17 protein-coding genes are annotated in these 25,554 nt (G+C 64.7%); 11 read left to right on the top strand and 6 right to left on the bottom strand.

Features of this window, described 5'->3' with window-relative positions:
* Nucleotides 1-170: 170 nt before the first annotated feature.
* The 4 genes from QX132_RS05090 (at nucleotide 171) to QX132_RS05075 (ending at nucleotide 6,016) form a co-directional block, all read left to right on the top strand.
* Nucleotides 171-839, top strand: coding sequence for a DUF4286 family protein (locus QX132_RS05090; RefSeq protein WP_315811652.1), 669 nt, complete (start codon nucleotides 171-173; stop codon nucleotides 837-839).
* Nucleotides 840-1,174: 335 nt separating this feature from the next.
* Nucleotides 1,175-2,974: an FAD-dependent oxidoreductase gene (locus QX132_RS05085; protein ID WP_315796661.1), complete on the top strand. Its 1,800-nt coding sequence runs from the start codon at nucleotides 1,175-1,177 to the stop codon at nucleotides 2,972-2,974.
* Nucleotides 2,944-4,794 carry a 2-oxoacid:acceptor oxidoreductase subunit alpha gene (locus QX132_RS05080; RefSeq protein WP_315738643.1) on the top strand — a complete coding sequence of 617 codons (1,851 nt, stop codon included), beginning with the start codon at nucleotides 2,944-2,946 and terminating at the stop codon, nucleotides 4,792-4,794. The genes QX132_RS05085 and QX132_RS05080 overlap by 31 nt, the downstream gene beginning before the upstream one ends.
* A 166-nt stretch (nucleotides 4,795-4,960) precedes the next feature.
* Nucleotides 4,961-6,016: a 2-oxoacid:ferredoxin oxidoreductase subunit beta gene (locus tag QX132_RS05075; protein ID WP_316160282.1), complete on the top strand. Its 1,056-nt coding sequence runs from the start codon at nucleotides 4,961-4,963 to the stop codon at nucleotides 6,014-6,016.
* A 159-nt stretch (nucleotides 6,017-6,175) separates the two neighbouring features.
* Here QX132_RS05075 and QX132_RS05070 read toward each other — a convergent pair whose 3' ends face one another.
* Nucleotides 6,176-7,447: a TMEM143 family protein gene (locus QX132_RS05070; protein WP_316160281.1), complete on the bottom strand. Its 1,272-nt coding sequence runs from the start codon at nucleotides 7,445-7,447 to the stop codon at nucleotides 6,176-6,178.
* A gap of 161 nt (nucleotides 7,448-7,608) precedes the next feature.
* Here QX132_RS05070 and QX132_RS05065 point away from each other — a divergent pair, with 161 nt between their 5' ends.
* Nucleotides 7,609-8,019, top strand: coding sequence for a VOC family protein (locus QX132_RS05065; protein WP_315811649.1), 411 nt, complete (start codon nucleotides 7,609-7,611; stop codon nucleotides 8,017-8,019).
* Nucleotides 8,020-8,034: 15 nt separating this feature from the next.
* Here QX132_RS05065 and QX132_RS05060 read toward each other — a convergent pair whose 3' ends face one another.
* From QX132_RS05060 to QX132_RS05050, 3 genes are all read right to left on the bottom strand, one after another.
* Nucleotides 8,035-9,573: a SpoVR family protein gene (locus QX132_RS05060; RefSeq protein WP_315738648.1), complete on the bottom strand. Its 1,539-nt coding sequence runs from the start codon at nucleotides 9,571-9,573 to the stop codon at nucleotides 8,035-8,037.
* Entirely contained in the window at nucleotides 9,570-10,847 is a 1,278-nt protein-coding gene (locus QX132_RS05055; RefSeq protein ID WP_315782020.1) for a YeaH/YhbH family protein, read from the bottom strand. The genes QX132_RS05060 and QX132_RS05055 overlap by 4 nt, the downstream gene beginning before the upstream one ends.
* Nucleotides 10,848-11,071: 224 nt before the next feature.
* Nucleotides 11,072-13,015: a PrkA family serine protein kinase gene (locus QX132_RS05050; RefSeq protein ID WP_315755266.1), complete on the bottom strand. Its 1,944-nt coding sequence runs from the start codon at nucleotides 13,013-13,015 to the stop codon at nucleotides 11,072-11,074.
* Between the two features lie 1,135 nt (nucleotides 13,016-14,150).
* Here QX132_RS05050 and QX132_RS05045 point away from each other — a divergent pair.
* The 6 genes from QX132_RS05045 to QX132_RS05020 are packed head-to-tail and all read left to right on the top strand — an operon-like array spanning nucleotide 14,151 to nucleotide 21,682.
* Nucleotides 14,151-16,997 (top strand): bifunctional transaldolase/phosoglucose isomerase, encoded by a 2,847-nt coding sequence (locus tag QX132_RS05045; protein WP_315775918.1) that lies wholly within the window; start codon nucleotides 14,151-14,153, stop codon nucleotides 16,995-16,997.
* Nucleotides 16,998-17,011: 14 nt separating this feature from the next.
* Nucleotides 17,012-18,049 carry a phosphogluconate dehydrogenase (NAD(+)-dependent, decarboxylating) gene (gene gnd, locus QX132_RS05040; protein WP_315775917.1) on the top strand — a complete coding sequence of 346 codons (1,038 nt, stop codon included), beginning with the start codon at nucleotides 17,012-17,014 and terminating at the stop codon, nucleotides 18,047-18,049.
* Nucleotides 18,046-19,569, top strand: a complete 1,524-nt coding sequence (zwf, locus tag QX132_RS05035; protein WP_315775916.1) for a glucose-6-phosphate dehydrogenase — start codon at nucleotides 18,046-18,048, stop codon at nucleotides 19,567-19,569. The genes gnd and zwf overlap by 4 nt, the downstream gene beginning before the upstream one ends.
* Before the next feature lie 2 nt (nucleotides 19,570-19,571).
* The gene (gene pgl, locus QX132_RS05030; RefSeq protein ID WP_316160280.1) at nucleotides 19,572-20,321 is read left to right on the top strand and encodes a 6-phosphogluconolactonase; all 750 of its coding nucleotides are present in this window, start codon (nucleotides 19,572-19,574) and stop codon (nucleotides 20,319-20,321) included.
* Complete coding sequence (locus QX132_RS05025) at nucleotides 20,308-20,838, top strand: gluconokinase (protein WP_315775915.1); 531 nt, start codon at nucleotides 20,308-20,310, stop codon at nucleotides 20,836-20,838. Before pgl ends, QX132_RS05025 begins: the two co-directional genes overlap by 14 nt.
* A 19-nt stretch (nucleotides 20,839-20,857) precedes the next feature.
* The gene (locus QX132_RS05020) at nucleotides 20,858-21,682 is read left to right on the top strand and encodes an HAD family hydrolase (protein ID WP_315738656.1); all 825 of its coding nucleotides are present in this window, start codon (nucleotides 20,858-20,860) and stop codon (nucleotides 21,680-21,682) included.
* Between the two features lie 11 nt (nucleotides 21,683-21,693).
* Here the strand turns inward: QX132_RS05020 and QX132_RS05015 are convergent, their stop codons facing one another.
* Entirely contained in the window at nucleotides 21,694-23,505 is a 1,812-nt protein-coding gene (locus tag QX132_RS05015) for a glycoside hydrolase family 15 protein (protein WP_315775914.1), read from the bottom strand.
* Between the two features lie 40 nt (nucleotides 23,506-23,545).
* Entirely contained in the window at nucleotides 23,546-25,498 is a 1,953-nt protein-coding gene (gene malQ / locus QX132_RS05010; protein WP_315796652.1) for a 4-alpha-glucanotransferase, read from the bottom strand.
* Nucleotides 25,499-25,554 lie beyond the last annotated feature (56 nt).

Here is a 25,554-nt window from a genome sequence, read left to right as displayed (position 1 = left end):
CGTCTCCCCTCATTCCTGAGGAGCCATGCGCAGCATGGCGTCTCGAAGGATGAGGCCGATCCATCCCGACCTCATGGTTCACCAGGCAATGCGCAAGCATTGTCCGCGAGACGCGCCCGAGGGGCGCTCCTCACCATGAGGAATTGGCCGCCAAACTAAGGACATCTGCAATGCCCATCGCCGGGAAAGGCATGCTGTTGACATCGATGAATATCGATGCCGCTGACGAAGCCGACTTCAACCGCTGGTATGACAGCGAGCATCTCGAAGAGCGCGTGGCCATCCCCGGCTTCATCGAGGCGCGGCGCTATGTCGCCGAGCAGGGCAGCCCTAAATATCTCTGCCTGTATTCGACCGAGACGATCGACGTGCTCGACAGCGCGCCCTATCGCGCCCGGCTGGAGTCGCCGACGGAATGGTCGAAGGCAGTGATGGCGCGGTTCAAGAACATGATCCGCAGCGTCGCACGCATCACGATCTCGATCGGCGCCGGTCGCGGCGCGGTGCTCGGCATCATCCGCCTGCGGCCGAAGCCGGGACAGGACGGGGCGCTGCGCGACGCGCTGCAGATCGAGCTCGATCCGAGCGAGGTCAAGGGCGTCATCTCGATGCACCTGCTCGAGGGCGATGCTGATCTCTCCGGTCCGGCAGCCGGGGTTCCTGCGAGCTCGCGCGATGCCGACTGGTTCATCCTCATCGACGGCGCCGACAGTCATGCCATCGCGACCTTGATGACCACGCGCTTCGCGGCCATCGACGGTCCGCTGGCGACGCAGATCTCGGCCGGCATCTACAGGCTGATGTGGGACCTGAGCCGCGCGGACATCGCCTCTGGCTGAGCGCGCATTGTTCTGCATCAATGACGCGAGCGTGCAACCGGCAGATGCAGCCGCTCGCCACAATGCCGCAACGCAACATTCGATGGCATCATCACGCCCGCAATGCGGCGCCGCACACTGTGCACGAAGGGCAGCTTTGCAAATTTGCCTTTGTGTGCGCCTTGGAATGGCTCTAGTCTGATAAGACTATTCAATTGAGCCATTCAAAAAACAGAAGGGCGACGAACAGGACCTGCTCCGGACTCCCAATCGATCCCCAGCCGATCCTGAACAAGCAGTCGTCCTCACGTCAGGAAGGCCGCGCGCTCATGGTTCGCCGCGCGGACAGGGTATGAATGAGAGCGACTGATATCTCGGCCCCCGACTACTTTCACAAAGTAGTCGATTGCCAATGGGCTTGTCCCGCACACACTCCGGTCCCCGAATACATCCGCCTGATCGCCGAGGGTCGCTACAGCGACGCCTACATGATCAATTGGAAATCGAATGTATTCCCGGGCATTCTCGGACGCACTTGCGATCGCCCTTGCGAGCCCGCCTGCCGACGCGGGCGCGTCGAGGAAAGCCCGGTCGCGATCTGCCGCCTCAAGCGCGTTGCGGCCGATTTCAAGGACGACGTCCATCAGCGCATGCCGCGCCCTGCCCCGAAGAACGGCCGGCGCATCGCGCTGGTCGGCGGCGGCCCGGCGTCGCTGACCGTGGCGCGCGATCTCGCGCCGCTCGGCTATCACTGCACCGTGTTCGACGCCGATCCCAAGCCCGGCGGCATGATGCGCTCACAGATTCCCAAGTTCCGCCTGCCCGACAGCGTCATCGACGAGGAGACGGGCTACGTGCTCAGCCTCGGCGTCGACTACAAGGCCGGCCATCGTATCGACAGCCTCAAGAAGCTGCTGGCCGAGAACTATGACGCCGTCTTCATCGGCTCCGGCGCGCCACGCGGCCGCGAGCTGAACATTCCAGGTCGGGAGGAAGCGGCGGCCAACATCCATCTCGGCATCGACTGGCTGTCCGGTGTCTCGTTCGGCCACACCGACAAGATCGGCAAGCGCGTGATCGTGCTCGGCGGCGGCAACACCGCGATGGATTGCTGCCGCACCGCACGCAGGCTCGGCGGCGAGGACGTCAAGGTCATCGTGCGCTCCGGCTTCGAGGAGATGAAGGCGTCTCCGTGGGAGAAGGAGGACGCGCTGCACGAGGACATTCCGATCCTCAATTATCTCGTTCCGATCGCGTTCCACCATGCCGCCGGCAAGCTGACCGGCATGACCTTCCAGAAGGTGAAGGCGGAATATGACGCCAACGGCGGACGCTCGCTGGTGCCGTCCGGCGAGCCCGACGAGACCTATCCCTGCGACGACGTGCTGGTCGCCGTCGGCCAGGAGAACGCATTCCCCTGGATCGAAGCCGATTGCGGCATCGAATTCGACAAGCGGCACATGCCCAAGGTCGATCCGACCACCTTCGTCTCGACCAATCCAAAGGTGTTCTTCGGTGGCGACGCCGCGTTCGGGCCGAAGAACATCATCTGGGCGGTCGCACAGGGCCACGAGGCCGCGCTGTCGATCCATCGCCTGCTCTCGGGCGAGGACATCACCGAGCGCCCGCTGCCCGAGGTGCACATCTCCTCGCAGAAGATGGGCATTCATGAATGGAGCTATGACAACGACATCTCCTCCGACAAGCGCTTCAAGGTGCCGCATCGTGACAAGGTCGTGGCGCTGAAGGACATCCGCACCGAGGTCGAGCTCGGCTACGACGTCAAGCTCGCGCTCGGCGAGGCGCATCGCTGCCTGAATTGCGACGTGCAGACGGTGTTCTCCGACACGCTGTGCATCGAATGCGACGCCTGCGCCGACATCTGTCCGATGGATTGCATCACCTTCACCGACAATGGCGAAGAGGCGGATCTGCGCGCGCGGCTGAAGGCGCCCTCGCTGCATCCCGACCAGAGCCTCTACGTGTCCTCGGATCTGAAGACCGGGCGCGTGATGGTGAAGGACGAGGACGTCTGCCTCCATTGCGGCCTGTGCGCCGAACGCTGCCCCACCGGTGCGTGGGACATGCAGAAATATTTCATCGAGACGACCCACGCAGGTAACGCATGTCCCAGCAAGCGCCGCTCAGCAGCGTAAACGACTTCGTCGTCCGCTTCGCCAACGTCAACGGCTCCGGCTCGGCCAGCGCCAACGAATTGTTCGCGCGCGCCGTGCTCCGCCACGGTGTGCCGGTATCCCCGCGCAACATCTTCCCGTCGAACATCCAGGGCCTGCCGACCTGGTACGAGGTGCGCGTCACCGAAGCGGGCCATCTCGGCGCGCGCGGCGGCGGCACTGATTTGATGGTGGCGATGAACCCGCAGACCTGGGACAAGGACGTCGCCGGTATCGCGCCGGGCGGCTATCTGTTCTACGATTCCACCAAGCCGATGCCGGCAACCAAGTTCCGCGACGACATCACCGTCATCGGCGTCCCGCTGACCGCGATCACCAACTCGACCTATTCGGATCCGCGCCAGCGCCAGCTGTTCAAGAACATCATCTATCTCGGCGCGCTCTCAGCGCTGCTCGACATGGATCCGAAGCTGATCGAGCAATTGATCGGCGAGCAGTACAAGGGCAAGGAGAAGCTGCTCTCCTCCAACGTCCACGCGCTGCATCTCGGCCGCGACTGGGCGCTGCAGAATTTGAAGTGCCCGATCGGCCTGCGCATCAAGAAGGCCGACAAGGTCGGCGACCGCATTTTCATCGAGGGCAACAACGCCGCCGCGCTGGGCGCCGTCTATGGCGGCGCCACGGTCTGCGCCTGGTACCCGATCACGCCGTCGTCTTCGCTGGCCGAAGCGTTCAGCAACCACTGCAAGAAACTGCGGCACGATCCGGAAACCGGGCAGGCCAAATACGCGATCGTGCAGGCCGAGGACGAGCTCGCCTCGATCGGCATGGTGGTCGGCGCGTCCTGGAACGGCGCCCGCGCCTTTACCACGACATCGGGCCCCGGCGTTTCGCTGATGACCGAGTTCATCGGCCTGTCCTACTTTGCCGAGATCCCGGCCGTGATCATGAACGTGCAGCGCGCCGGCCCCTCGACCGGCATGCCGACGCGGACGCAGCAATGCGACCTGATCGCCTGCGGCTATGCCTCGCACGGCGATACCAAGCACGTGATGCTGTTCCCCGAAGATCCGGCCGAGGCGTTCGAGTTTGCCGCTGCGGCGTTCGATCTTGCCGAGCGGCTGCAGACCACGATCTTCCTGATGCTCGACCTCGACATCGGCATGAACCAGCGGCTGTGCAGACCGCTGAAGTGGGACGATGCCAAGCAGTATGACCGCGGCAAGGTGATGACGGCGGAGATGCTCGACGAAGGCCGCGACTTCGGCCGCTATCTCGACGTCGACGGCGACGGCATTCCGTTCCGCACCTACCCCGGCACGCATCCGACGAAGGGCTCCTACTTCACCCGCGGCACGTCGCGTGACCGCTACGCGCGCTATTCCGAGGAAGGCGCCGTCTATGCCGACAACGTGCAGCGCCTGCTGCGCAAGTTCCAGACCGCGCAAGACATGGTGCCGCGGCCGCTGCAGGCCAATGCGAGCAAGCCGACGAGATATGGCGTGATCTATTTCGGCTCGACCGCGCCGGCGATGGACGAGGCAATCGGACTGCTGGAGGCGCGCGGCTGCCAGCTCGACCGCCTGCGCATCCGCGCCTTCCCGTTCCATTCGAGCGTGGCGAGCTTCATCGCCGAGCACGATTTCGTCTACGTGGTCGAGCAGAACCGCGACGCCCAGCTGCGCCAGCTGATCGTCACGGAGAACGGCATCGACCCGGTCCGGCTGGTGCCGATCCTGCATTATGACGGCACGCCGATCACGGCGCGCTTCATCGCCGATGCTATCGGCGACCACCAGGACCACATCAAGGTCACCCCACTGCGCAAGGCCGTGTCATGACGTACTCTCCGCTCTCTCCGCCGTCATGCCCGGGCTCGACCCGCCTGCGCGGCCGTAGCTGCTTCGACGCGGCGAAGGCCCGGGCATCCACGTCTTTCCTCCCGGCCCCGACGTGGATGGCCGGGACAAGCCCGGCCATGACGATGCCGGGTGATGCGAGGCTCTCATGACCTACATCGCAAAGCCGAAGTTCCAGCATCCGGGCATCAAGAAGAACGCGCTCGGCTACAGCCATCGCGACTACGAGGGCAAGATTTCGACCCTCTGCGCCGGCTGCGGCCACGATTCGATCACGGCCTCGATCATCGAGGCCTGTTTCGAGCTGTCGATCGAGCCGCATCGCGTGGCAAAAATCTCCGGCATCGGCTGCTCGTCGAAGACGCCGGACTATTTCCTCGGCAATTCGCACGGCTTCAACACCGTGCACGGCCGCATGCCCTCGGTGCTGACCGGCGCCAATCTCGCCAACCGCGAGCTGATCTATCTCGGCGTCTCCGGCGACGGCGATTCCGCCTCGATCGGCTTCGGCCAGTTCGCCCACGCGATCCGGCGCGGCGTGAACATGACCTATATCGTCGAGAACAATGGTGTCTACGGCCTGACCAAGGGCCAATTCTCGGCGACCGCCGACCGCGGGTCGAAGTCGAAGAAGGGCGTCACCAACACCGACAATCCGATCGATCTGGTCGGCATCGCGCTGCAGCTCGGGGCCACCTATGTGGCGCGGTCCTTCTCGGGCGACAAGAAGCAGCTGGTGCCGATCATCGAGGGCGCCATCCAGCACAAGGGCGCGGCGTTCATCGACGTCATCAGCCCGTGCATCGCGTTCAACAATCACGCCGGCTCAACCAAGAGCTTCGACTATGTCCGCGAGCACAACGATGCCGTGAACCGGCTCGACGTGCTGACCGGACGCGATCCGATCGAGATCGACCAGGATCCGGGCACGGTGCAGATCGTCGAGCAGCACGACGGCTCCAGGCTGGCGCTGCGCAAGATCGACGCCGACTACGACCCGCATGACCGGCTCGGCGCCATGACCTTCCTCCAGAAGCATGCCGCGCAAGGCCAGATCGTGACCGGGTTACTCTATGTCGACCCTGAGGCCGACGATCTGCACAGCCACCTCAACACGGTGGAGCGCCCGCTCAACCGGCTGGAGGCGGCGGATCTGTGCCCGGGGCAGTCGGCGCTCGACAAGATCAATGCGAGCCTGCGCTGACGCGGCAGCAACGCCCGCAGTCGTGCTTCGAGACGACGCCTGTTTGCCGCGCCGGTTTCGGAGCTGGCTCTCGTAACCCGGATGTCGCGTCCGCCTCCGCCCTCCGGGCGCAGGCTTGAGCTCATCCGGACTACGATCCTGTTCATCGTCCACGTGCGGCTACGGCCGCAGCGCGCTCGCCCAAACGCGATCGAGCTGCGCGATCGCCTCTGGCAGCGGCAGCGCCGAGAGCGCGTCGTCGCCACCACTCACAAGCCCAAACTCGCGCAGCCGCAGCAGCGCCTCATCGATATTGAACGCCCGACCCAGCCCGAACATCTGCTGCAGCAACTCCTCGACATGGCTGCCCAATGCAGCACGCGAGAGCGGCACCGACGCCAGCAGCAGGCCGCCATAGGCCAGCATCGCTTCCTTCCAGTCCTGGTCCTCGGCCTCGCCGATCAAATAGTTGAAGATGCCGGAATTGTTGTTGACGTTGCGGAAGTAGATGTTGTCGGTGACCTGCTTCTGATGGATCAGCGACTGGCGGTGGAAGTTGCCCCATTGCCGCAGGATGAAGGCGCCGAGCGCGAACAATCCCGACAGCGCCGCCAGCGCCTGCTCCGTATCGTTGTCGTGCACGGTGCCGCTGAGGCCGAGATAGAAGCCGGCGACGATGAACAGCACCGTCAAGGTCGAGGCCAGCTTGAGCAGGATCGGCACCCCGCCGACCAGCGCCGGCACGCCCAGGGTCAGCTGCTCGCGCAGGCCCATGACGACGCGGACGTTCGGCAGCAGCGCCTCGAGGTCGAAGCGCGCGATGTGGCGGAAATATTTGAACAGCACCGCGCCGCCGCGGATCTTGTTGCGGCCGCGCCAGGCGGCGGCCTTGCTCTTCTTCTTGACCGGCTCGTCGGGCTTGGTCGCGACCATCAGCACGATGTCGTCATAGACCTCGATCTCATGCTTGCGCCGTCGCAGCCCATACAGCATGGGGACCTCGATCGTCTCCTGATGCTGGCCACGCCGGAACATCCGTACAGCACGATAGTCGGAGATCGGCGCCTTCAGCTTGACCCGCACCAGCGCATGCTCGGCAAAGGCGCGCTCGATCTCGTCATGGCTGATCTCGATGAAATTGGCCTCGCCGAGCACCCGCACGACTTCGTCGGCGAGGCTGCGATAGGCCGCGTCGAGATCCTCCGGCGATCGACGGCGGCCGACCGGCACCTCGGGATCGAAGTCGAAATAGGCGTCGCGGAACCGATCGAGCTCGTCGAAATATTGATGGTGCAGAATCGCGCCGAGCATACGCGCCAGCTGCCGCAGCTCGCTGGCCTGGGCGTCATCGACATGGCCGTTCGAGATCAGGCCATCAAGAATGTCCGACTTGCGCAACGGAATGAACCGGTCCCGCCGCTCCGCCGCCGCCGTCTTCCCTGGTCCGACCACGCCTCTCACGCCCGAGCTTCGATCTGCGCCATTGACAGCCGATCCGGCTGCACGGGCCGGCGCGTCCGGCCAACCCGCATACCATAGCGCCCCGATCCCGTTCACGCCACTCGCCGCAACACGTAAGCTGCAGGTCCCGCCTGCAGAACGAGAGACTGATCATGACCGACGCCGGACAGCAGACATCCCCGTTCCGGGCCATCCGGGCCATCGACTACACCGTCATCCTGGTGCGCGACTGGTCCGCGATGCGCCGCTTCTATGAAGAGGTGCTGGGCTTTCCCCTGCTGCGCGAGCTGTCACAAGGCTGGATCGAGTACCAGGCCGGCAGCAACACGCTGGCGCTCGCCCGGCCGCAACGGCTGGCCTCGGACCAGCCGACGCCGCCAGGGAGCGCATCGCTTCAGCTCGCCTTCAAGGTGACCCGCGACGATGTCGACCGCTGCGCGGCCGAGCTGACCGGCAAGGGCATCGCCCTCATGGAGCCGCCGACGGACCAGCCCTTCGGCCACCGCACGCTGTTCTTCAGGGATCCCGACGGCAATCTGCTCGAGGTGTTTGCGGACATCTAAGGCTTGGCGGCCGCGCTAGGCGGCCGCCGGTTGTATCCGGGGATTGAGCACGTACTCCTTCAGCACCTTGTCGGTGGCGGCATCGACTTCCACCAGCGAGACGTCGTAGCTCCAGAGATCGGCGAGATGCTGCAGCACGCGCTTGGTGTCGGTCTCGCTGAGCTGGGCCCCCTTCACCACGGTATGCCGCAGCATCAGGCGGCGGTCGCCGGCGAGATCGACATCGACCACCTCGATGTTCGGATCGATGCAACCGACGTCGTACTGCTTGGATAGCTCGCGGCGGACGCGGCGATAGCCGCGCTCGTCATGAATGGCGTCGACGAGGATGCCGGCGCGCTCGGCCGGATCGTCATGCAGGTGGAACAGTCTGAGCTGCCGGATCAGGTTGGGGCTGAGGAACTGGCTGATGAAGCTCTCGTCGCGATAATTGGCCCAGACGTCGCGCAGCACCGCCATCTCGTCGCCGGTGCCGGCGATGTCCGGAAACCACTCGCGGTCCTCGTCGGTCGGGTCCTTCACGATGCGCTCGATGTCCTGCATGATCGCAAAGCCGAGCGCGTAAGGGTTGAATCCGGAGAAGCGCGGATCGTCGAACTCCGGCTGGAAGACGACGTTGGTGTGCGACTGCAGGAACTCCAGGAAGTTGCCGTCGGTGAGGCGGCCGTCCTGGTGCAGCCGGTTCATGATGCGATAATGCACATAGGTCGCCGTGCCCTCGTTCATGACCTTGGTCTGGCCCTGCGGATAGAAGTATTGCGCGATGTGGCGGACGATGCGCAGCAATTCGCGCTGCCACATCGCCAGCCGCGGCGCGGTCTTCTCCAGGAAATAGAGCAGGTTTTCCTGCGGGAGGCCGAGCAGCGCGCGGCGCCGCTCGACGTTCAGCATCGCGTTGGTCTTGACCGGGCCGGTCGGCACCGTACGCCAGAGATCGTTGAACTGGCCCTCCTCGTAGAGCCTGCGCTTGCCGGCGCGCTTCTCCTCCTCGCGGAAGTCGAGCTTCTTCTTGCCGGGATAGCGGTCGACGCCGTGCGACATCAGCGCATGCGCCGCGTCCAGCGTATGCTCGACGGCGAGCCGGCCGTAGCGCTCCTCGCATTGCGCGATGTAGCCGCGGGCGAAATCGAGATAGTCGAGGATGCCGTCGGCGTCGGTCCACTGCTTGAACAGATAGTTGTTCTTGAAGAAATGGTTGTGGCCGAACGCGGCGTGCGCGATCACCAAGGTCTGCATCGTCGCCGTGTTCTCCTCCATCAGATAGGAGATGCAGGGCGAGGAGTTGATCACGATCTCATAGGCGAGGCCCATCAGGCCCTTGCGGTACGAGGCCTCGTGGTAGGCGAAGTGCTTTCCGAACGACCAGTGCTTGTAGAACAGGGGCATGCCGACCGAGGAATAGGCGTCGAGCATCTGCTCGGCCGTGATCACCTCGATCTGGTTGGGATAGGTGTCGAGCCCGAGCTCCTTCTCGGCGACGGCTTCGCAGGCATCGTGGATGCGCTGCAGGGTGAGGAAATTCCAATCCGCGCCCTCGAACAGCAACCCGCTCATGACGCCGCCCTCTCCTGCGTGGTGCCGCGACGCTGAAACAGGTCGTGGAACACCGGGAAGATCTCGCTGCGGTCACGCACCTTGCGCATCGACAGCGGCTCGCCATCGGCGCGCAGCCGCTCATACAGCGACCACAGTGCGGAGTCCGGCATCTCGAACGAATAGGTGCCGGATTCACCGACCTCGAGATAGGCGAAGAACTGCGACACCGGCAGGATGTTGTCGGTCAAGAGACGGGCGACGTTCTCGGAATCCGAGGTGGCGTTGTCGCCGTCGGAGGCCTGCGCCGCGTAGATGTTCCAGTCCGAGGGGCGGAAGCGCGAGCGGACGATGTCGTGCATGCATTGCAGGGCGCTCGACACCAAGGTGCCGCCGGACGCCGGTCCATAGAAGAAGGTCTGCTCGTCGACCTCCTCGGCCCGATCGGTATGACGGATGAAGACGATCTCGACATGGCGGTAGCGCCGGGTCAGGAACACGTAGAGCAGCATGTAGAACCGCTTGGCGAGGTCCTTCATGTGCTCCGACATCGAGCCGGACACGTCCATCAGGCAGAACATCACGGCCTGCGCGATCGGCTTCGGCACGGCCTCGAAGCGGCGGTAGCGGATGTCGATCGGATCGATGAAGGGGATGCGCTTGGCCTTGGCCTTCAGGGCTTCGAGCTCGGCCAGCAGCGCGGCACGCTTGTCGTCGTCGGTCTCCTGCTCCAGCTGGGCCTCGAGCTCGGCAATCGCTTCCGGCCGCGGACGGCGCAGCGCGACGCGGCGGGCCAAGGCGCGGGTGACGGTGCGGCTGATCGAGATGTTGGCCGGTGAGCCCGACGTCGAGTAGCCGGCACGCACCAGCCCCTCGCTCTCGGCCTCGGCGAATTTGCGCTTGGCGAGATCAGGCAATTCGAGATCGTCGAGGAAGAGATTGACGAACTCCTCCTTGCTCAGCACGAAGCGGAACGCGTCCTCGCTGTCGCCTTGTCCGGGCGCCGACTTGCGGCCGCTGCCGTCGCCGGAGCGCGGCAGGATGTCGCCTTCGACGAACTTCTTGTTGCCGGGCAGCACCATATCGCGGGTGCCGCCCTCGCGGCGGAAGCGCGGCTCGTCCATGCCGTCGAGCGGGATCGAGACCTCGCCGCCCTCCAGCACGTCCTTGATGTCGCGGTCCTGCGAGGTCTTCTTGACCGCTCCCTGAACCAAGGCCTTGGCGCGGCGCAAAAATCGCTGGCGATTTTCGAGACTTTTGCCGCCCGGATTCAGGCGCCGATCAATGATGTGCATGACCACGTTCCATACGCCTCCTGCTGCAGCGGCTTCGACTCCTGCTCTCCCCCGCCGCGATGCCGCGGTGCAGTATCGGACCCGACACTGCAACGGCACCCTCTGCCTGTCCGACGCCTCCCAGCGAAGCTCAGCGTCGAACGTTCATCTCGTTCGTAACCCTGGCGCCGACGTCAGGCCGATGGCCTGCCGCACCTGCAGTGGACATCGGCGCCGGACCACGATCAACCCGCCTGCTTCACGCGCATGTACCACTCGACCAGCCGACGGACCTGCCGCTCGGTGTAGCCGCGTTCGACCATGCGCGCGACGAAGTCGTCGTGCTTCTTCTCGGTCTCGCCGTCCTTCTTGGTACCGAACGAGATGACCGGAAGCAGATCCTCGACCTGCGAGAATATCCTCTTTTCGATGACTTCGCGGATCTTTTCGTAGGAGGTCCAGGACGGATTTTTGCCTCCATTCTGGGCTCGGGAGCGCAGCGAGAACTTGACAACCTCGTTGCGGAAGTCCTTCGGGTTGGCGATCCCGGCCGGCTTCTCGATCTTGGTCAGCTCCTGGTTCAACAGCTCGCGATTGAGCAACTGTCCCGTATCGGGATCCTTGAAGTCCTGATCCTCGATCCAGGCGTCGGCGTAGTCGACGTAGCGATCGAACAGGTTCTGGCCGTAATCGGAGTAGGATTCGAGATAGGCCTTCTGGATCTCGTGACCGATAAACTCGGCGTAGCGCGGCGCGAGATCCGCCTTGATGAATTCGAGGTAGCGTTTCTCGATCTCCTCGGGTAGTTGCTCGCGCTTGATCGACTGTTCCAGCACGTACATCAGATGCACGGCGTCGGCCGATACTTCCGCCGTATCGTGATTGTAGGTCGCAGCCAGCACCTTGAAGGCAAAGCGGGTGGAGATGCCGTCCATGCCCTCGTCGACGCCGGCAGCATCGCGATATTCCTGCACGCTGCGCGCCTTCGGATCGGACTCCTTGAGGCTCTCGCCGTCATAGACCCGCATCTTGGCATACAGCGTCGAGTTCTCATGCTTGCGCAGGCGCGACATCACCGAGAAGCGGGCGAGCGTGTCCAAGGTCGCCGGCGCGCAGGGCGCGGTGGAGAGCTCGGAGCCCTGGATCAGCTTCTCGTAGATCTTGCGCTCCTCGGTGACGCGCAGGCAGTACGGCACCTTGATGACGCAGATGCGGTCGATGAAGGCCTCGTTGTTCTTGTTGGTCTTGAAGCTCTGCCACTCCGACTCGTTGGAGTGGGCGAGGATCACGCCGTTGTAGGGAATGGCGCCGATGTTCTCGGTGCCGATATAGTTGCCTTCCTGCGTCGCCGTCAGCAGCGGATGCAGCATCTTGATCGGCGCCTTGAACATCTCGACGAATTCGAGAATGCCCTGGTTGGCGCGGTTGAGACCGCCCGAATAGCTGTAGGCGTCGGGATCGTTTTGCGCGTAGGTCTCGAGCTTGCGGATATCGACCTTGCCGACCAGCGAGGAGATGTCCTGGTTGTTCTCGTCGCCGGGCTCGGTCTTGGCGATGCCGATCTGGCGCAGCCGCGACGGCTGGATCTTGGCGACGCGGAACTGCGAGATGTCGCCGCCGAAGGCTTCCAGCCGCTTGTAGCACCACGGGCTCATCAGGCCGGACAAACGGCGGCGCGGAATGCCGTATTTCTCCTCGAGCATCGGGCCCAGCGTGTCGGGATCGAACAGGCCGAGCGGCGACTCGAACACGGGGCTCAGCTCATCTCCGGCCTTGAGCACGTAGATCGGATGGGTTTCCATCAACTGCTTCAGCCGTTCGGCCAGCGACGACTTGCCGCCGCCGACCGGTCCGAGCAGATAGAGGATCTGCTTGCGCTCTTCGAGACCCTGCGCGGCGTGACGGAAGAAGCCGACGATGCGCTCGATCGTGTCCTCCATGCCGTAGAAGCCGGCGAATGCAGGATACAGGCGAACCGTCCGGTTCAAAAAAATACGGCCAAGGCGTGGGTCCTTGGCCGTGTCTATCATCTGAGGCTCGCCGATCGCAGCTAGTAGTCGTTCAGCGGCGTTCGCGTATCGCATCGGGTCGGTTCGACACGATTCTAGATATTCCTGCATCGACATGTCGGTCTGGCTGCGTGCCTCGAACGACCTTGCGAACGCGTTGAACAACGAATCGTTGTACATGATCCCTCTCCACGTAGGTTCCGCCGCACTGCTGCAACGGGCCGAGATCCAAGTACGTTCCTGCTGATCCCGAACCGACTCAGAGTGAAGCGCGCTAGCCCCCATTGGGCACCGTCTTCGTCCTTTTCCGCAACGCAAAGTGCATGCAGCATATGCCCTATCAACATGCACTTCGCTCAATAGTTCGGCAAAAGCCGGCCGACTCTCCCCATTTGTACCTCATTGTCTCTGCTTCGCAACATCCGCAATACCCCGGCACCGTAGTCTCCCTGCGCCGCACAAGGTGTTGTGAAGCCACGTGAACTGGTGGCGTGACAGCTCCAAAATCAGTCTCTCTTCCCGAAGTGAACCGCGAGTGAACGCAGCTCTTCTCGCGAGCGCTCCAGGCAGGGAACGTCTCACTCGCTGCGCGACCTGATGCGCGCCGGCCACGGCGGCCGACCAAACATGGGCCTGCGACCGCATCTGCCGTCGCTCATACAACGTCCTCGAGCGAGCGATGACCGCGCGCATCTCATAGGGCCGCGCGCACGCATGTTCGCCGCCAGATCCGAACGTCGTGAAATAACGCGCGGCCGAAGCCGGATGGATCACTCGATGCCGATCATTGCCATGATCACACGGCAGTTCGCCGCTGAGCATCTGCAGCCGGAAAGCATCATGGGTTATCCGCCGACACTCGTGAGGCGCTGCCGAGGCGACAACCGCGAGACGTTCGCCATGATCCGTTGCGTAGGGCACCATTACCCAGAACACATGTGGCACCTTTCCAGCATTGCAAGCCGGAGAAGCTTTCGATCGACGGCATTTGCTTGCCTCCCGGGAGCCTCTCCGGCGCACGAGCGCTGCTGAGGTCGACGCAGGCCGAACGCCGACCGCGCTCTGGCGGCTCCGCCGCGCGCTTTGGCCGGAACGATCAGCGGCGGGCTTCGCGTCGCCTGCCGATCTCCCTCCGGACGCCCCCCGCCGGCACGTCACCCCGGCTCGAAGCTCTTGGGATTCCAGAGGGATCAATCCATTATGAATGGCGTTCTCCTGAGGGCTGGCGCATAGTTGTTCATGTGAGGTCCCCATCGACCTGGCAGCGGCCAGGCGGGAACCCAAAAAAGCAAGCCGACGCACATAGATAGGCATCATGAATCCGGTCAAAGCTCTCGAAGAACACGGCCAGGCGGTCTGGCTCGATTTCCTCGCACGCGGCTTCGTCGCCAAAGGCGACCTCAAGCGGCTGATCGATGAGGATGGCGTCAAGGGCGTCACCTCGAATCCCGCGATTTTCGAGAAGGCGATCGGCAGCTCCGACGAATATGACACACCGATCGCCACGGCGCTGAAGAACGGCGATCGATCGCCGACGCAGCTGTTCGAGGCCGTTGCCGTCGAGGACATCCAGAATGCCGCCGACGTGCTGCGGCCCGTCTATGACCGCTTCGAGGGCAATGACGGCTTCGTCAGCCTCGAAGTCTCGCCCTATCTGGCGATGGACAGCAAGGGCACGATCGCCGAGGCCGAGCAGCTCTGGACGGCGGTCGACCGCAGGAATCTGATGATCAAGGTGCCGGCGACCAACGCCTGCCTGCCAGCCATCCAGCACCTGATCTCCAAGGGCATCAGCGTCAACATCACCTTGCTGTTTTCGCAAGACGTCTACCGGCAGGTTGCCGAAGCCTACATTGCCGGCCTCGAAGCCTACGTCGGCGCCGGCGGCGATCCGTCGCATGTCGCCAGCGTGGCCTCGTTCTTCGTCAGCCGCATCGACAGCGTGGTCGACAAGCAGCTGGACGAGAAGATCGCCCAGGCCAATGATCCGACCGAGAAGGAGCGGCTGGCCGCGCTCAAGGGCAGGATCGCCATCGCCAATGCAAAGATGGCGTATCAGGACTACAAGCAGCTGTTCGCCGGCGCGCGCTGGGAGCGGCTGGCCAAGCAAGGGGCCAAGCCGCAGCGGCTGCTCTGGGCCTCCACCGGCACCAAGAACAAGGACTACAGCGACGTCCTCTATGTCGAGGAGCTGATCGGGCCGAACACCGTCAACACCGTGCCGCCGGCCACGCTGGACGCCTTCCGTGATCACGGCAAGGTGCGCGACAGTCTGGAGGAAGACGTCGATGCCGCCCAGGCCGCCCTTGAGGATCTGGCGAAGACCGGCATCTCGCTCGACGACATCACCGCAGATCTCGTGATCGACGGCGTCAAGCAGTTCGCGGACGCCGCCGACAAGCTCTATGGCGCGGTTGCGCACAAGCGCGCCGTCGTGCTCGGGACCGGGCTTGGGCAGCAGTCGATCGCGGTTGCTGCTGATCTGCAGAAGAAGGTTGCCTCCGCTACCGAGGACTGGCGCAAGGACGCCAAGATTCGCCGGCTCTGGCACAAGGACGCGACGGTCTGGACCGGCCGAGACGAGCACAAATGGCTGGGCTGGCTGACCAGCGCGGAGAAGGCCGACATCGCCGATTACGAGGACTATGCGCAGCGGGTGAAGGGACAGAAATTCTCCGACGCCGTGGTCCTCGGCATGGGCGGCTCCAGCCTCGGGCCGGAGGTGCTGGCCGAAACGTTCCCGCGCCGGGCTGGCTTCCCCAAGCTGCACGTGCTCGACTCCACCGATCCGGCGCAGGTGCGCGCGATGGAGAAGGCGATCGACATCGCGAGGACGGTGTTCATCGTCTCCTCGAAGTCGGGCGGCACCACCGAGCCGAACGCGATGAAGGACTATTTCTTCGCACGCGTGGCCGACGCGATCGGGCCCAAGAAGGCCGGCCATCGCTTCATTGCCGTGACCGATCCCGGCTCGTCGCTGGAGAAGGCGGCCAAGGCACAAGGCTTCGCCCGCATCTTCCACGGCGAGCCGAGCATCGGCGGCCGCTATTCGGTGCTGTCCCCGTTCGGCCTGGTGCCGGCCGCCACCGCCGGCATCGACGTGCGCAGGCTGATCACGCAGGCGCTGTCCATGGTGCGCTCCTGCGGGCCCGACGTGCCGCCGCTACAGAACCCGGGTGTGCAGCTCGGTCTGGCGATGGGCCTTGCCGGCCTCGAAGGCCGCGACAAGGTGACGATCTTCGCCTCGCCCAAGATCGCCGATTTCGGCGCCTGGGCCGAGCAGTTGATCGCGGAATCCACGGGCAAGGAAGGCAAAGGCCTGATCCCGATCGACGGCGAGCCTATCGCGTCGCCTGAGCTCTATGGCCGCGATCGCTTCTTCGTCGATATCAAGGTCGAGGGCGACGAGGTGGCGGGCCATGACGCGAAGCTCGCCGCGCTCGAAGAGGCCGGTCATCCGGTCGTGCGCATCGTCATGAAGTCGATCGACCAGCTCGGCCAGGAATTCTTCCGCTTCGAGATAGCGACCGCTGTTGCCGGCGCCGTGCTCGGCATCAACCCGTTCGACCAGCCCGACGTCGAATCGGCCAAGATCAAGACCCGCGAACTGACCGCGGCGTTCGAGCAAAGCGGCGCACTGCCGGCGGAGGACCCCGTCGTGGCGATCAAGGGCTGCGAGCTCTACACCGATGCGCAGAACGCCGAGAGCCTGCGCGGGCATGGCGCCGACGGAACGCTCGCGTCCTGGCTGAAGGCGCATCTCGGCCGCGCCGGCGACGGCGACTACATCGCCCTGCTGGGCTATATCGACCGCAATGCAGGCAATATCGACACGCTGCAGCGGATCCGGCTGAGGCTGCGCGACGCCAAGCACCTCGCCACCTGCGCCGAATTCGGTCCGCGCTTCCTGCACTCGACCGGCCAGGCCTACAAGGGCGGTCCGGACAGCGGCGTGTTTCTCCAGATCACCGCCGACGATGCCGAGGATCTGCCGATCCCCGGGCAGAAGGCGAGCTTCGGCGTGATCAAGGCGGCGCAGGCGCGCGGCGATTTCGACGTGCTCACCGAGCGCGGGCGCCGGGCTCTTCGGGTCCATCTCAAGGGCAATCTGAAATCGGGCCTGAAGATGCTCGACAGCGCGATCAGCGAAGCGCTGAGCTAGGAAGGGCCTCGTCGATGCAGCTTGGAATGATCGGTCTCGGGCGGATGGGCGGCAACATCGTGCGCCGCCTGATTCGCGCGGGGCACTCCTGCGTGGTCTATGATCGCGACGCAAAGGCTGTGGCCGCGCTGGTCTCCGAAGGCGCCACCGGCGCCGCGAGTCTCGAGGAGTTCGTCGGCAAGCTCGCCCCCCCGCGGCACGCATGGATCATGCTGCCGGCCGGCAAGATCACGGAAGCCACCGTCGAGCAGCTCACCGGGCTGATGACCCGCGACGATGTCATCATCGACGGCGGCAACAGTTTTTGGCAGGACGACGTCCGCCGCGGCAAGGCGCTCAAGGAGCGCGGTCTGCACTACGTCGACGTAGGCACTTCCGGCGGAGTCTGGGGCCTCGATCGCGGCTACTGCATGATGATTGGCGGCGACAAGCCGGTCGTCGACCGGCTCGATCCGATCTTCGCCGCGCTCGCGCCTGGGATCGGCGACATCCCGCGCACACCGGGCCGTGATGGCCGCGACCCGCGCGTCGAGCAGGGCTATCTGCATGCCGGTGCGGTGGGCGCCGGGCACTTCGTCAAGATGATCCACAACGGCATCGAATATGGCCTGATGCAGGCCTATGCCGAGGGCTTCGACATCCTCAGGAATGCGAACAGCGCGGCGCTGCCGCAGGCGCACCGCTTCGACTTCGATCTCGCAGATATCGCCGAGGTGTGGCGCCGCGGCAGCGTCATTCCGTCCTGGCTGCTCGACCTCACCGCCAGCGCGCTGGCGCGGCAGCCCGGTCTGGAGAAATATTCCGGCTATGTCGAGGATTCCGGCGAGGGCCGCTGGACCGTGAATGCGGCGATCGACGAGGCGGTGCCGGCCGAGGTGTTGACCGCCGCCTTGTTCGCCCGTTTCCGCTCGCGCCAGGAGCACACGTTCGCGGAGAAGATTCTCTCGGCCATGCGCGAAGGCTTCGGCGGACACAAGGAGCCCGAACAGCACCCAGACCCGGCGCGCCAGAGCGCGCCCGAGATCGTCAAGCCGAAGGCGGACCGCGCGTGACCGCCCACCATTCGCATCAGCCGCAACACCAGAAGCCTGACGCCTGCGCCTTCGTCCTCTTCGGCGTGACCGGCGACCTGACGCATCGGCTGGTCCTGCCATCGCTTTACAATCTGGCCGCCAATCATCTGCTGCCCGACAGGCTCTGCATCGTCGGCATTGCCCGCAAGGGCATGTCGAGCGAGCAACTGCGCGACAATCTCATGGAAGGCCTGCGCAAATACGCCACACGCCCGATCGAGGACGAGATCGCGCAGCGCCTGTTGCAATGCGTGACGGCGATCGAGGCCGATCCGAAGGAGCCGGAAAGCTTCGATCAGTTGAAGGCGAAGCTGGAAAAGCTGGAAGCCGCGCGGGAGACCCACGGCAATCGGCTGTTCTATCTTGCGACGCCGCCGAGCGCCTTTGCGCCGATCGCGCAACAGCTCGGGCGCGTCGGGTTGCTGCGCGAGGACGGCAAGGCTTGGCGCCGCCTCGTGGTGGAAAAGCCGTTCGGCACCGACCTCGCCTCGGCCAAGAAGCTGAACGACGAGCTGCTGCAGCTCGTGACCGAGCACCAGATCTACCGGATCGATCATTACCTCGGCAAGGAGACGGTGCAGAACATCCTGGTGCTGCGTTTCGCCAATGGCATGTTCGAACCGATCTGGAACAGGCATCACATCGACCATGTCCAGATCACCGTCGAGGAGAAGCTCGGCGTCGGCACGCGCGGCAGCTTCTACGACGCCACCGGCGCCCTGCGCGACATGGTCCCCAACCATCTATTCCAATTGCTGTCGCTGGTGGCGATGGAGCCGCCAGCACGGTTCGATGCACATACCGTCCGCTCCGAGAAGGCCGAGGTGCTATCGGCGATCCAGCCGTTGAGCGAACGGGAGGCGCTGCTCAACTCGGTGCGCGGCCAGTACACGGCCGGCATGATCGGCGACGCCGAGCTGCCCGACTATGTCAGGAGCAAGGACGTCCGTACCGACAGCACCACCGAGACCTATGCCGCCTTCAAGCTCACGATCGACAATTGGCGCTGGGCCGGCGTTCCGTTCTATCTGCGCACCGGCAAGGCGCTTGGCGCCAAGCGCACCGAGGTGGCGATCAAGTTCCGCCAGGCGCCGTTCGCGATGTTCAGTTGCACGCCGATCGAAACCCTGGCCGAAAACTATCTGGTCATCGGCATCGAGCCGACCCAGAGCATCACGCTGCAGTTCAACACCAAGGTACCCGGCCCCACCATCCGCACCGACGGCGTGCAGATGAAGTTCAACTACAAGGACTATTTCCAGGCTGAGCCGGCCACCGGCTACGAGACGCTGATCTATGACTGCATGATCGGCGACAACATCCTGTTCCAGCGCGCCGACAGCGTCGAAGCCGGCTGGAAGGCCGTCGAGCCGTTCATCGGGGCGTGGAAGAAGGCTGGCCGCGATGGCCTGCATTCCTACGCGGCCGGCAGCGAGGGACCTGAGGCGGCGGCCGATCTCCTGGCCCGCGACGGCCGCAGCTGGCGCAAGCTGGTTTAGCCGTGGCCGGGCCGCAGGACCGCAAGCTCGTGCGCGTCGCCGACCGGGCGACGATGGCGAGGGTCGCGGCCGAACATCTCCTGGCTCGGACTGATACCAATCCGGGACGCGTGGCCATCTGTCTCACCGGGGGATCGAGCCCGAGGCAGCTCTATGAGCTGCTGGCGACGGACGCTTATCGTGAACGGATTCCATGGCCGCGCGTCCACTGGTTCATAGGTGACGAGCGATATGTTCCGCCCGGCGATTCCCTGCACAACATGACCACGGCACGTCACGTGTTCCTCGATGCCTGCGCGCCGGCCGCGAACATCCACCCGATCGCGACCGATGGGTCGGACCCGGAGGCCATTGCCCGCGACTATCAGCGCACGCTGGAAGCGTTCTACGGCGCCGCGCGGCTCGACTCCGGGCGGCCGCTGTTCGACCTCGTGCTGCTCGGCATCGGTCCCGATGGCCATGTCGCGTCGCTATTCCCCGGCTTTCCCGCAATCGACGTCACCGATCGCTGGGTTGTCGGCGTCGACAAGGCTCACGTCGCACCCTTCGTGCCGCGGATCAGCCTGACGTTGCCTGCGCTCGCCTCCTGCCGAACCATGCTGTTCGAGGTCGCCGGTGCCGACAAGCGCGCGATCATGGCGCACGTGCTGGCCGGTGAGGACCTGCCCGCCAATCGCGCCCGCTCGATTCAGCAGACGATCCTGCTCATCGACAGCGAGGCCTGGCCGGAGGGGCGAAGTGGCGAGATCTGACCTGCCCCATGCGCTCGTCATCATGGGCGTGTCCGGCTCCGGCAAGAGCACGATCGGGCAAGCATTGGGCCAGCGCCTCGGCTGGCGCTTCGAGGATGGCGACAGCTTTCACCCGCCCCCGAACGTCGCCAAGATGAGCGCCGGCCACCCGCTCACGGACGAGGATCGCTGGCCCTGGCTGCAGGCCATTGCGGCGGAGATCGCGCGTTGCCGTACTGCGGGCCAGCACATCATCATCGCCTGCTCTGCGCTCAAGAAGGCCTATCGCGACATCCTCGTCGGCGGCCGCAACGATGTCCGCATGGTCTATCTCCAAGGCAGTCAGGAGCTGATCGGCGAGCGGATGAGCCATCGCGAGGGGCACTTCATGCCGCCGGGCCTGCTCGCCAGCCAGTTCGCCACCCTGGAACCACCTGGGGCCGCCGAGCATCCCATCACCGTCTCGGTCGACGCGCCGGTCGCGGCGATCGTGGACGACATCATGCAACAGCTTCACGCCGGTCGGCGCTGCTCCTGACCGCGAACAGGAAGGGCTCATGACCCGCATCGCTCTCGTCGTATCCGACGTCGACGGCACGCTGCTGACCAAGGACAAGGTTCTGACCGAGCGGGCTGCGAAGGTGGCGCGACGGCTGCATGAATGCGGCGTCGCCTTCACGCTCACCTCGAGCCGCCCGGCGATCGGCATGCGCTTTCTGATCGAGCCGCTGCAGATCAGCCTTCCGGTCGGCCCGTTCAACGGCAGCTCGATCATCGGCGCCGACATGCGCCCGCTCGAGCAGAGCCTGATCCCGCCCGCGGCCGCCGCGCGCTGCGTCGATCTTCTCCATCAATCCGGCGTCGACATCTGGGTCTTCACCAATGATGCCTGGCTGACGCGCAATCCGGACGGCGAGTACGTCCCGAACGAGCGGCGCGCCATTCGCGCGGAGCCGACGATCGTCGACGATTTCTCCCCCTATCTGTCGAACGCCTGCAAGATCGTCGGCGCCAGCAGCGATTTCGAGCTGCTGGCGCGCTGCGAGAGCCAGATGCAGCAGGCATTGGGGGCGGAAGCGACCGCTGTCCGCTCGCAGAGCTACTATCTCGACATCACGCCGCCAGGCCGCAACAAGGGCACCTTCGTCAAAGCGATGGCCCAGCGGCTCGGTATCCCGCTCGACCAGGTCGCGACCATCGGCGACATGCATAATGACGTCGCGATGTTCGAGGTGAGCGGCTTGTCGATCGCCATGGGCAACGCCAGTGACGAGGTGAAGAGCAAAGCCAAGCGCATCACCACGTCCAATCAGGACGAAGGCTTTGCCAATGCGATGGAGATGATCCTGGCAGAGAACGCGCAAGGCTCATCCGCAAGCTGACACACGGCAGCTCAGGCTTCCGACCGCTGCCTTGCGGGTTTGTCGCTGGCCTTCTTGGCACTGCTCAGATTCTGCGCCGTGTTGATGAGCGCGATATGGGTCAGCGCCTGGGGAAAGTTGCCGGTCTGCCGCCGTGCCTCGGTGTCGTACTCCTCGGCCAGCAGTCCGACGTCGTTGGCGATGTTCACAACGCGGCGGAACAGCGTCTCGGCTTTTTCGGTGGCGCCCGCCAGAACATGCGCGTCGGCCAGCCACAGCGTGCAGGCCAGGAACGCGCCTTCGATCGGCTGCTGCTCGTCCGGAGAGACGTCGCGCGGATCGTGCCGGAGCACGAAGCCATCCCGCAGCAGATGCTGCTCGATCGCCTCGACCGTGCCGCGAATGCGCGAATCGGAGCACGGCAGGAAGCCGACCGCCGGCAACAGCAGCAGGCTGGCATCGAGCAGCCGCGAGCCATAGGACTCGACGAAGCTGCCGAGGCCTTCGTCGTAGCCCTTGTCGCAGACGTCGCGATGAATGGCCTCGCGCAGCCGCCGCCAGCGCTCCAGCGGCGCCTTGAACCCGAACTTCTCCGCGCTCTTGATCGCGCGATCGAACGCGACCCAGGTCATCACCTTGGAAAACACGTAGTGACGGCCATCGCCGCGGCGTTCCCATATGCCGTGGTCGGGCTGGTCCCAGACGTCGGTGAGATGGTCGAGCACCGCGCATTCCAGGTCCCAGGTGCCGTCGTCCAGCTTGAGCTTGGTCATGCGGGCTTGGTGGAAGGCATCCATCAGTTCGCCGTAGACATCGAGCTGGAGCTGCGCATGCGCGGCATTGCCGATCCGCACCGGCTGGGCACCCTCGTAGCCCGGCAGCCACTCGGCCTCCCACTCCATCAGCCGCCGCTGGCCCATGATGCCATACATGATCTGCATATAGGCGGGAGCGCCGGCCGCGGCGCGCAGCAGCCAGTTGTGCCAGGCCAGCGCTTCCTCCGTGTAGCCCGAGTTCATCAGCGCCAGCAGCGTGAATGTCGCGTCACGCAGCCAGCAGAACCGGTAGTCCCAGTTGCGCCGGCCGCCGAGCTTCTCCGGCAGCGAGGTGGTCGGCGCCGCGACGATGCCGCCGGTCGGCGCGTAGGTAAGCGCCTTCAAGGTGATCAGCGAGCGCATCACAAGCGCACGATGCTCGTCCTGATGGGTGCAGCGCCGCGACCAGTCGGCCCAGAACGTTTCGGTGTCGTCAAGCGCCTGATCCGGATCGATCGCCTTGGGCACCGGCAGATGCGACGGACCGTAGGTGAGCACGAAGGGCACGGTGTTGCCGGCAGCGACCTCGAACTCCGCCACCGTGGTCATGTCCTCGCCGCGGGTGGCGACCGGCGTGTGCAACACCGCCATGTCCTGGCCGCAGATGGCGAGCAGCGCGGAGCGATCCTCCGAGCGCTTCACCCAGGGAATCTCGATGCCGAAGCCGAATCGGATGATCAGCTCCATCCGCATGGCGACCCGGCCGGAGACGCCGCGGACCAGCCGAACGACATCGGAGGCGCTGCCCCGTGGCGGCATGAAATCGATCACCTCGACGGTGCCGGTCGCAGTTTCGTATCGCGTCTCGAGGATGAGGCTGTCGCCGCGATAACGGCGAGACGTCGATCGGACGTCGCCGCGCGGCTCGATCAGCCAGCGGCCATGGCTGCGATCTCCCAGCAAGGCTGCGAAACAGGCATCCGAATCGAACGCCGGCCAACACAGCCAGTCGATCGACCCGTTCCGGCTCACCAGGGCAGCCGTCTCACAATCACCAATCAGCGCGTAGTCTTCGATCCTGCAGGACATTTGGCATCCGCGTGCAACTGCCCCCCGCAATCCCCCCGTTCTAAACGCCGGCCGGGCTGATCCGTTCGGCGGTCGCCGCCTTCAACGCCGCGACGCTGGTCGCACCGGCGATGTCCTCGAGCTTGATCGGCATCTTGCGGCGCCAGTTCGGATGCTCGTCGATCGTGCCGGGAATATTGGGCTGATCGACCACTTCCAGCAGATCCTCCAGGGAAATCACCAGCAGCCGGGACCGCGTCCGCGACAGGAAGGCGATCGCTGAGTGGACGTCGTTGGCTCGAATGCCGTTTTGGCGGAGCACCTCGTCCCAGAGCCCCAACGCATCCCAGCGATCCTGGTCGCTTTCACCGGGATCGATGCCCAGCCCGCGTTTGGTCTTGAGATCGCCGAACGAGCGCCAGCCGGCGTAGGTCGAGAGATCGTGGGTATTCAGCGTCACCAGCGCATTCGGCGGATAGAAGTCGACATCGCGGAAGCGCCCGTTGTCGTCGCGTTCGAAGATCATCACCTTGTAGGACCACAGTCCCCAATCGGCCATCTGCTCGCGAAAGCCCTCCGGCACGGTGCCGAGATCCTCGCCGATGACGATGCATTCGTTGGCGACGCTCTCGATGACGGTTGCGGCGAGCAGCGCCTCGAACGGCATCTGCACGTAAGCGCCCTGCTTGGCCGGAAATCCGTGCGGCACCAGATAGAGCCGCTTCAAACCGAGCACATGGTCGAGCCGGATCGCGCCGGCATGCCGCATCGACGCCCGGACCATTTCCCGGAACGGCTCGAAATTCTTCAGCGCCAGTCCAGGCGCGTTGAAGCCGGCGAGCCCCCAGTTCTGCCCGACCGTGTTCAAGGGATCGGGCGGCGCCCCGACCGACAGCGTGCGCGAAATGGCGCCCTGCTCGTTCCAGGCATCGAAACCGTCGGATTGAACGCCGACCGCAACGTCGAGATACAGACCGACCTTCATTCCCAGCCGCTGCGCGAGATCCCTGCAATGGCTCAATTGTCGTTCGGCGAGCCACTGCACATAGGCGACGAAATCGGCCTCCCTCCGATCGGGGCCGCTGAGCAGCGCCGCGCAGCGCCCCGCATCGGGCTGCCGCCACTCCTCGGGCCAGTCCCACCACGGCTTCTGGAAGCGATGCCGCAACACCTCGAAGCAGGTGAAGCGCGCCAGCAGATCGCCGCGCTCGGCGCGGTAGGCCTTGAACTCCGCCGCCGCGGCGGCGGCGGGCGCAGCCATGAAGGCGTCGAAGGCCGCGCGCAAGGCCGGCCATTTCAACGCCGCCACTCCCTTGTAGTCCACCAGCTCGGCCCGCCGCAGCGGCTCGAGCACCTTGCTGTCCGGCCCCTTCGCGAAGCCGGGCGCCTGCTCCACATCGACATAGAGCGCATTCAGGAACAGCCGGCTATTCGGTGCATAGGGGCTGAAATCGCCCGGCCGGTCGTCGAACAGCGCGTGCAGCGGATTGAGGCCGACGCCATCGGCGCCGAGCTTGGCGCAAAGCGTGATGAGATCGGCAAGATCGGTGAAATCACCCATGCCCCAGTTGCGACCGGATCGAATGCCGTAGAGCTGGACCGCCAGCAGCCAGACGCGATCGAAATCACCGCCGAAGGCCTTCGCCGGCGCGACCAGCAGCGGCAGCTCCTCGCGGTACGACGACGCATCCACCAGCTCGAGGCGATAGCTGCCGACCGGCAGATCACCCGGCCACTCGACCAGGGCCTCAGCGGCCTGCCCGGAGACTGTCTCAGCGTCGCCACGCCTGATGGTCCACCTGACTGGCAGCTTGGCCGCCTCGTTGAGGCGGCTGCGCGCCGGCTGCCCGGACCGAATCACGACCGCGCCGCTCAGCAGCCGATGAGGCGTGGGCCTGGGAAAAGCCTCAACGATGATCTTGAGCGCCGCTTCGTCGGTGACACGACGCTGCCCCTGACCATCGTAGAATTCTGTCAGGATTCCGAGACTATGGGCTTCGCTGTAGAGATCCATTCGGCACGCGATCTGGACGTAACGGGAGACGTACGTCGTAAATTGTTGTGGGACGG

The organism is Bradyrhizobium sp. SZCCHNRI20481 (assembly GCF_032485055.1).
Classification (GTDB): domain Bacteria; phylum Pseudomonadota; class Alphaproteobacteria; order Rhizobiales; family Xanthobacteraceae; genus Bradyrhizobium.
Note: the sequence above shows the minus strand (reverse complement) of the source record. Positions and strands in the feature narration are given on the sequence as shown.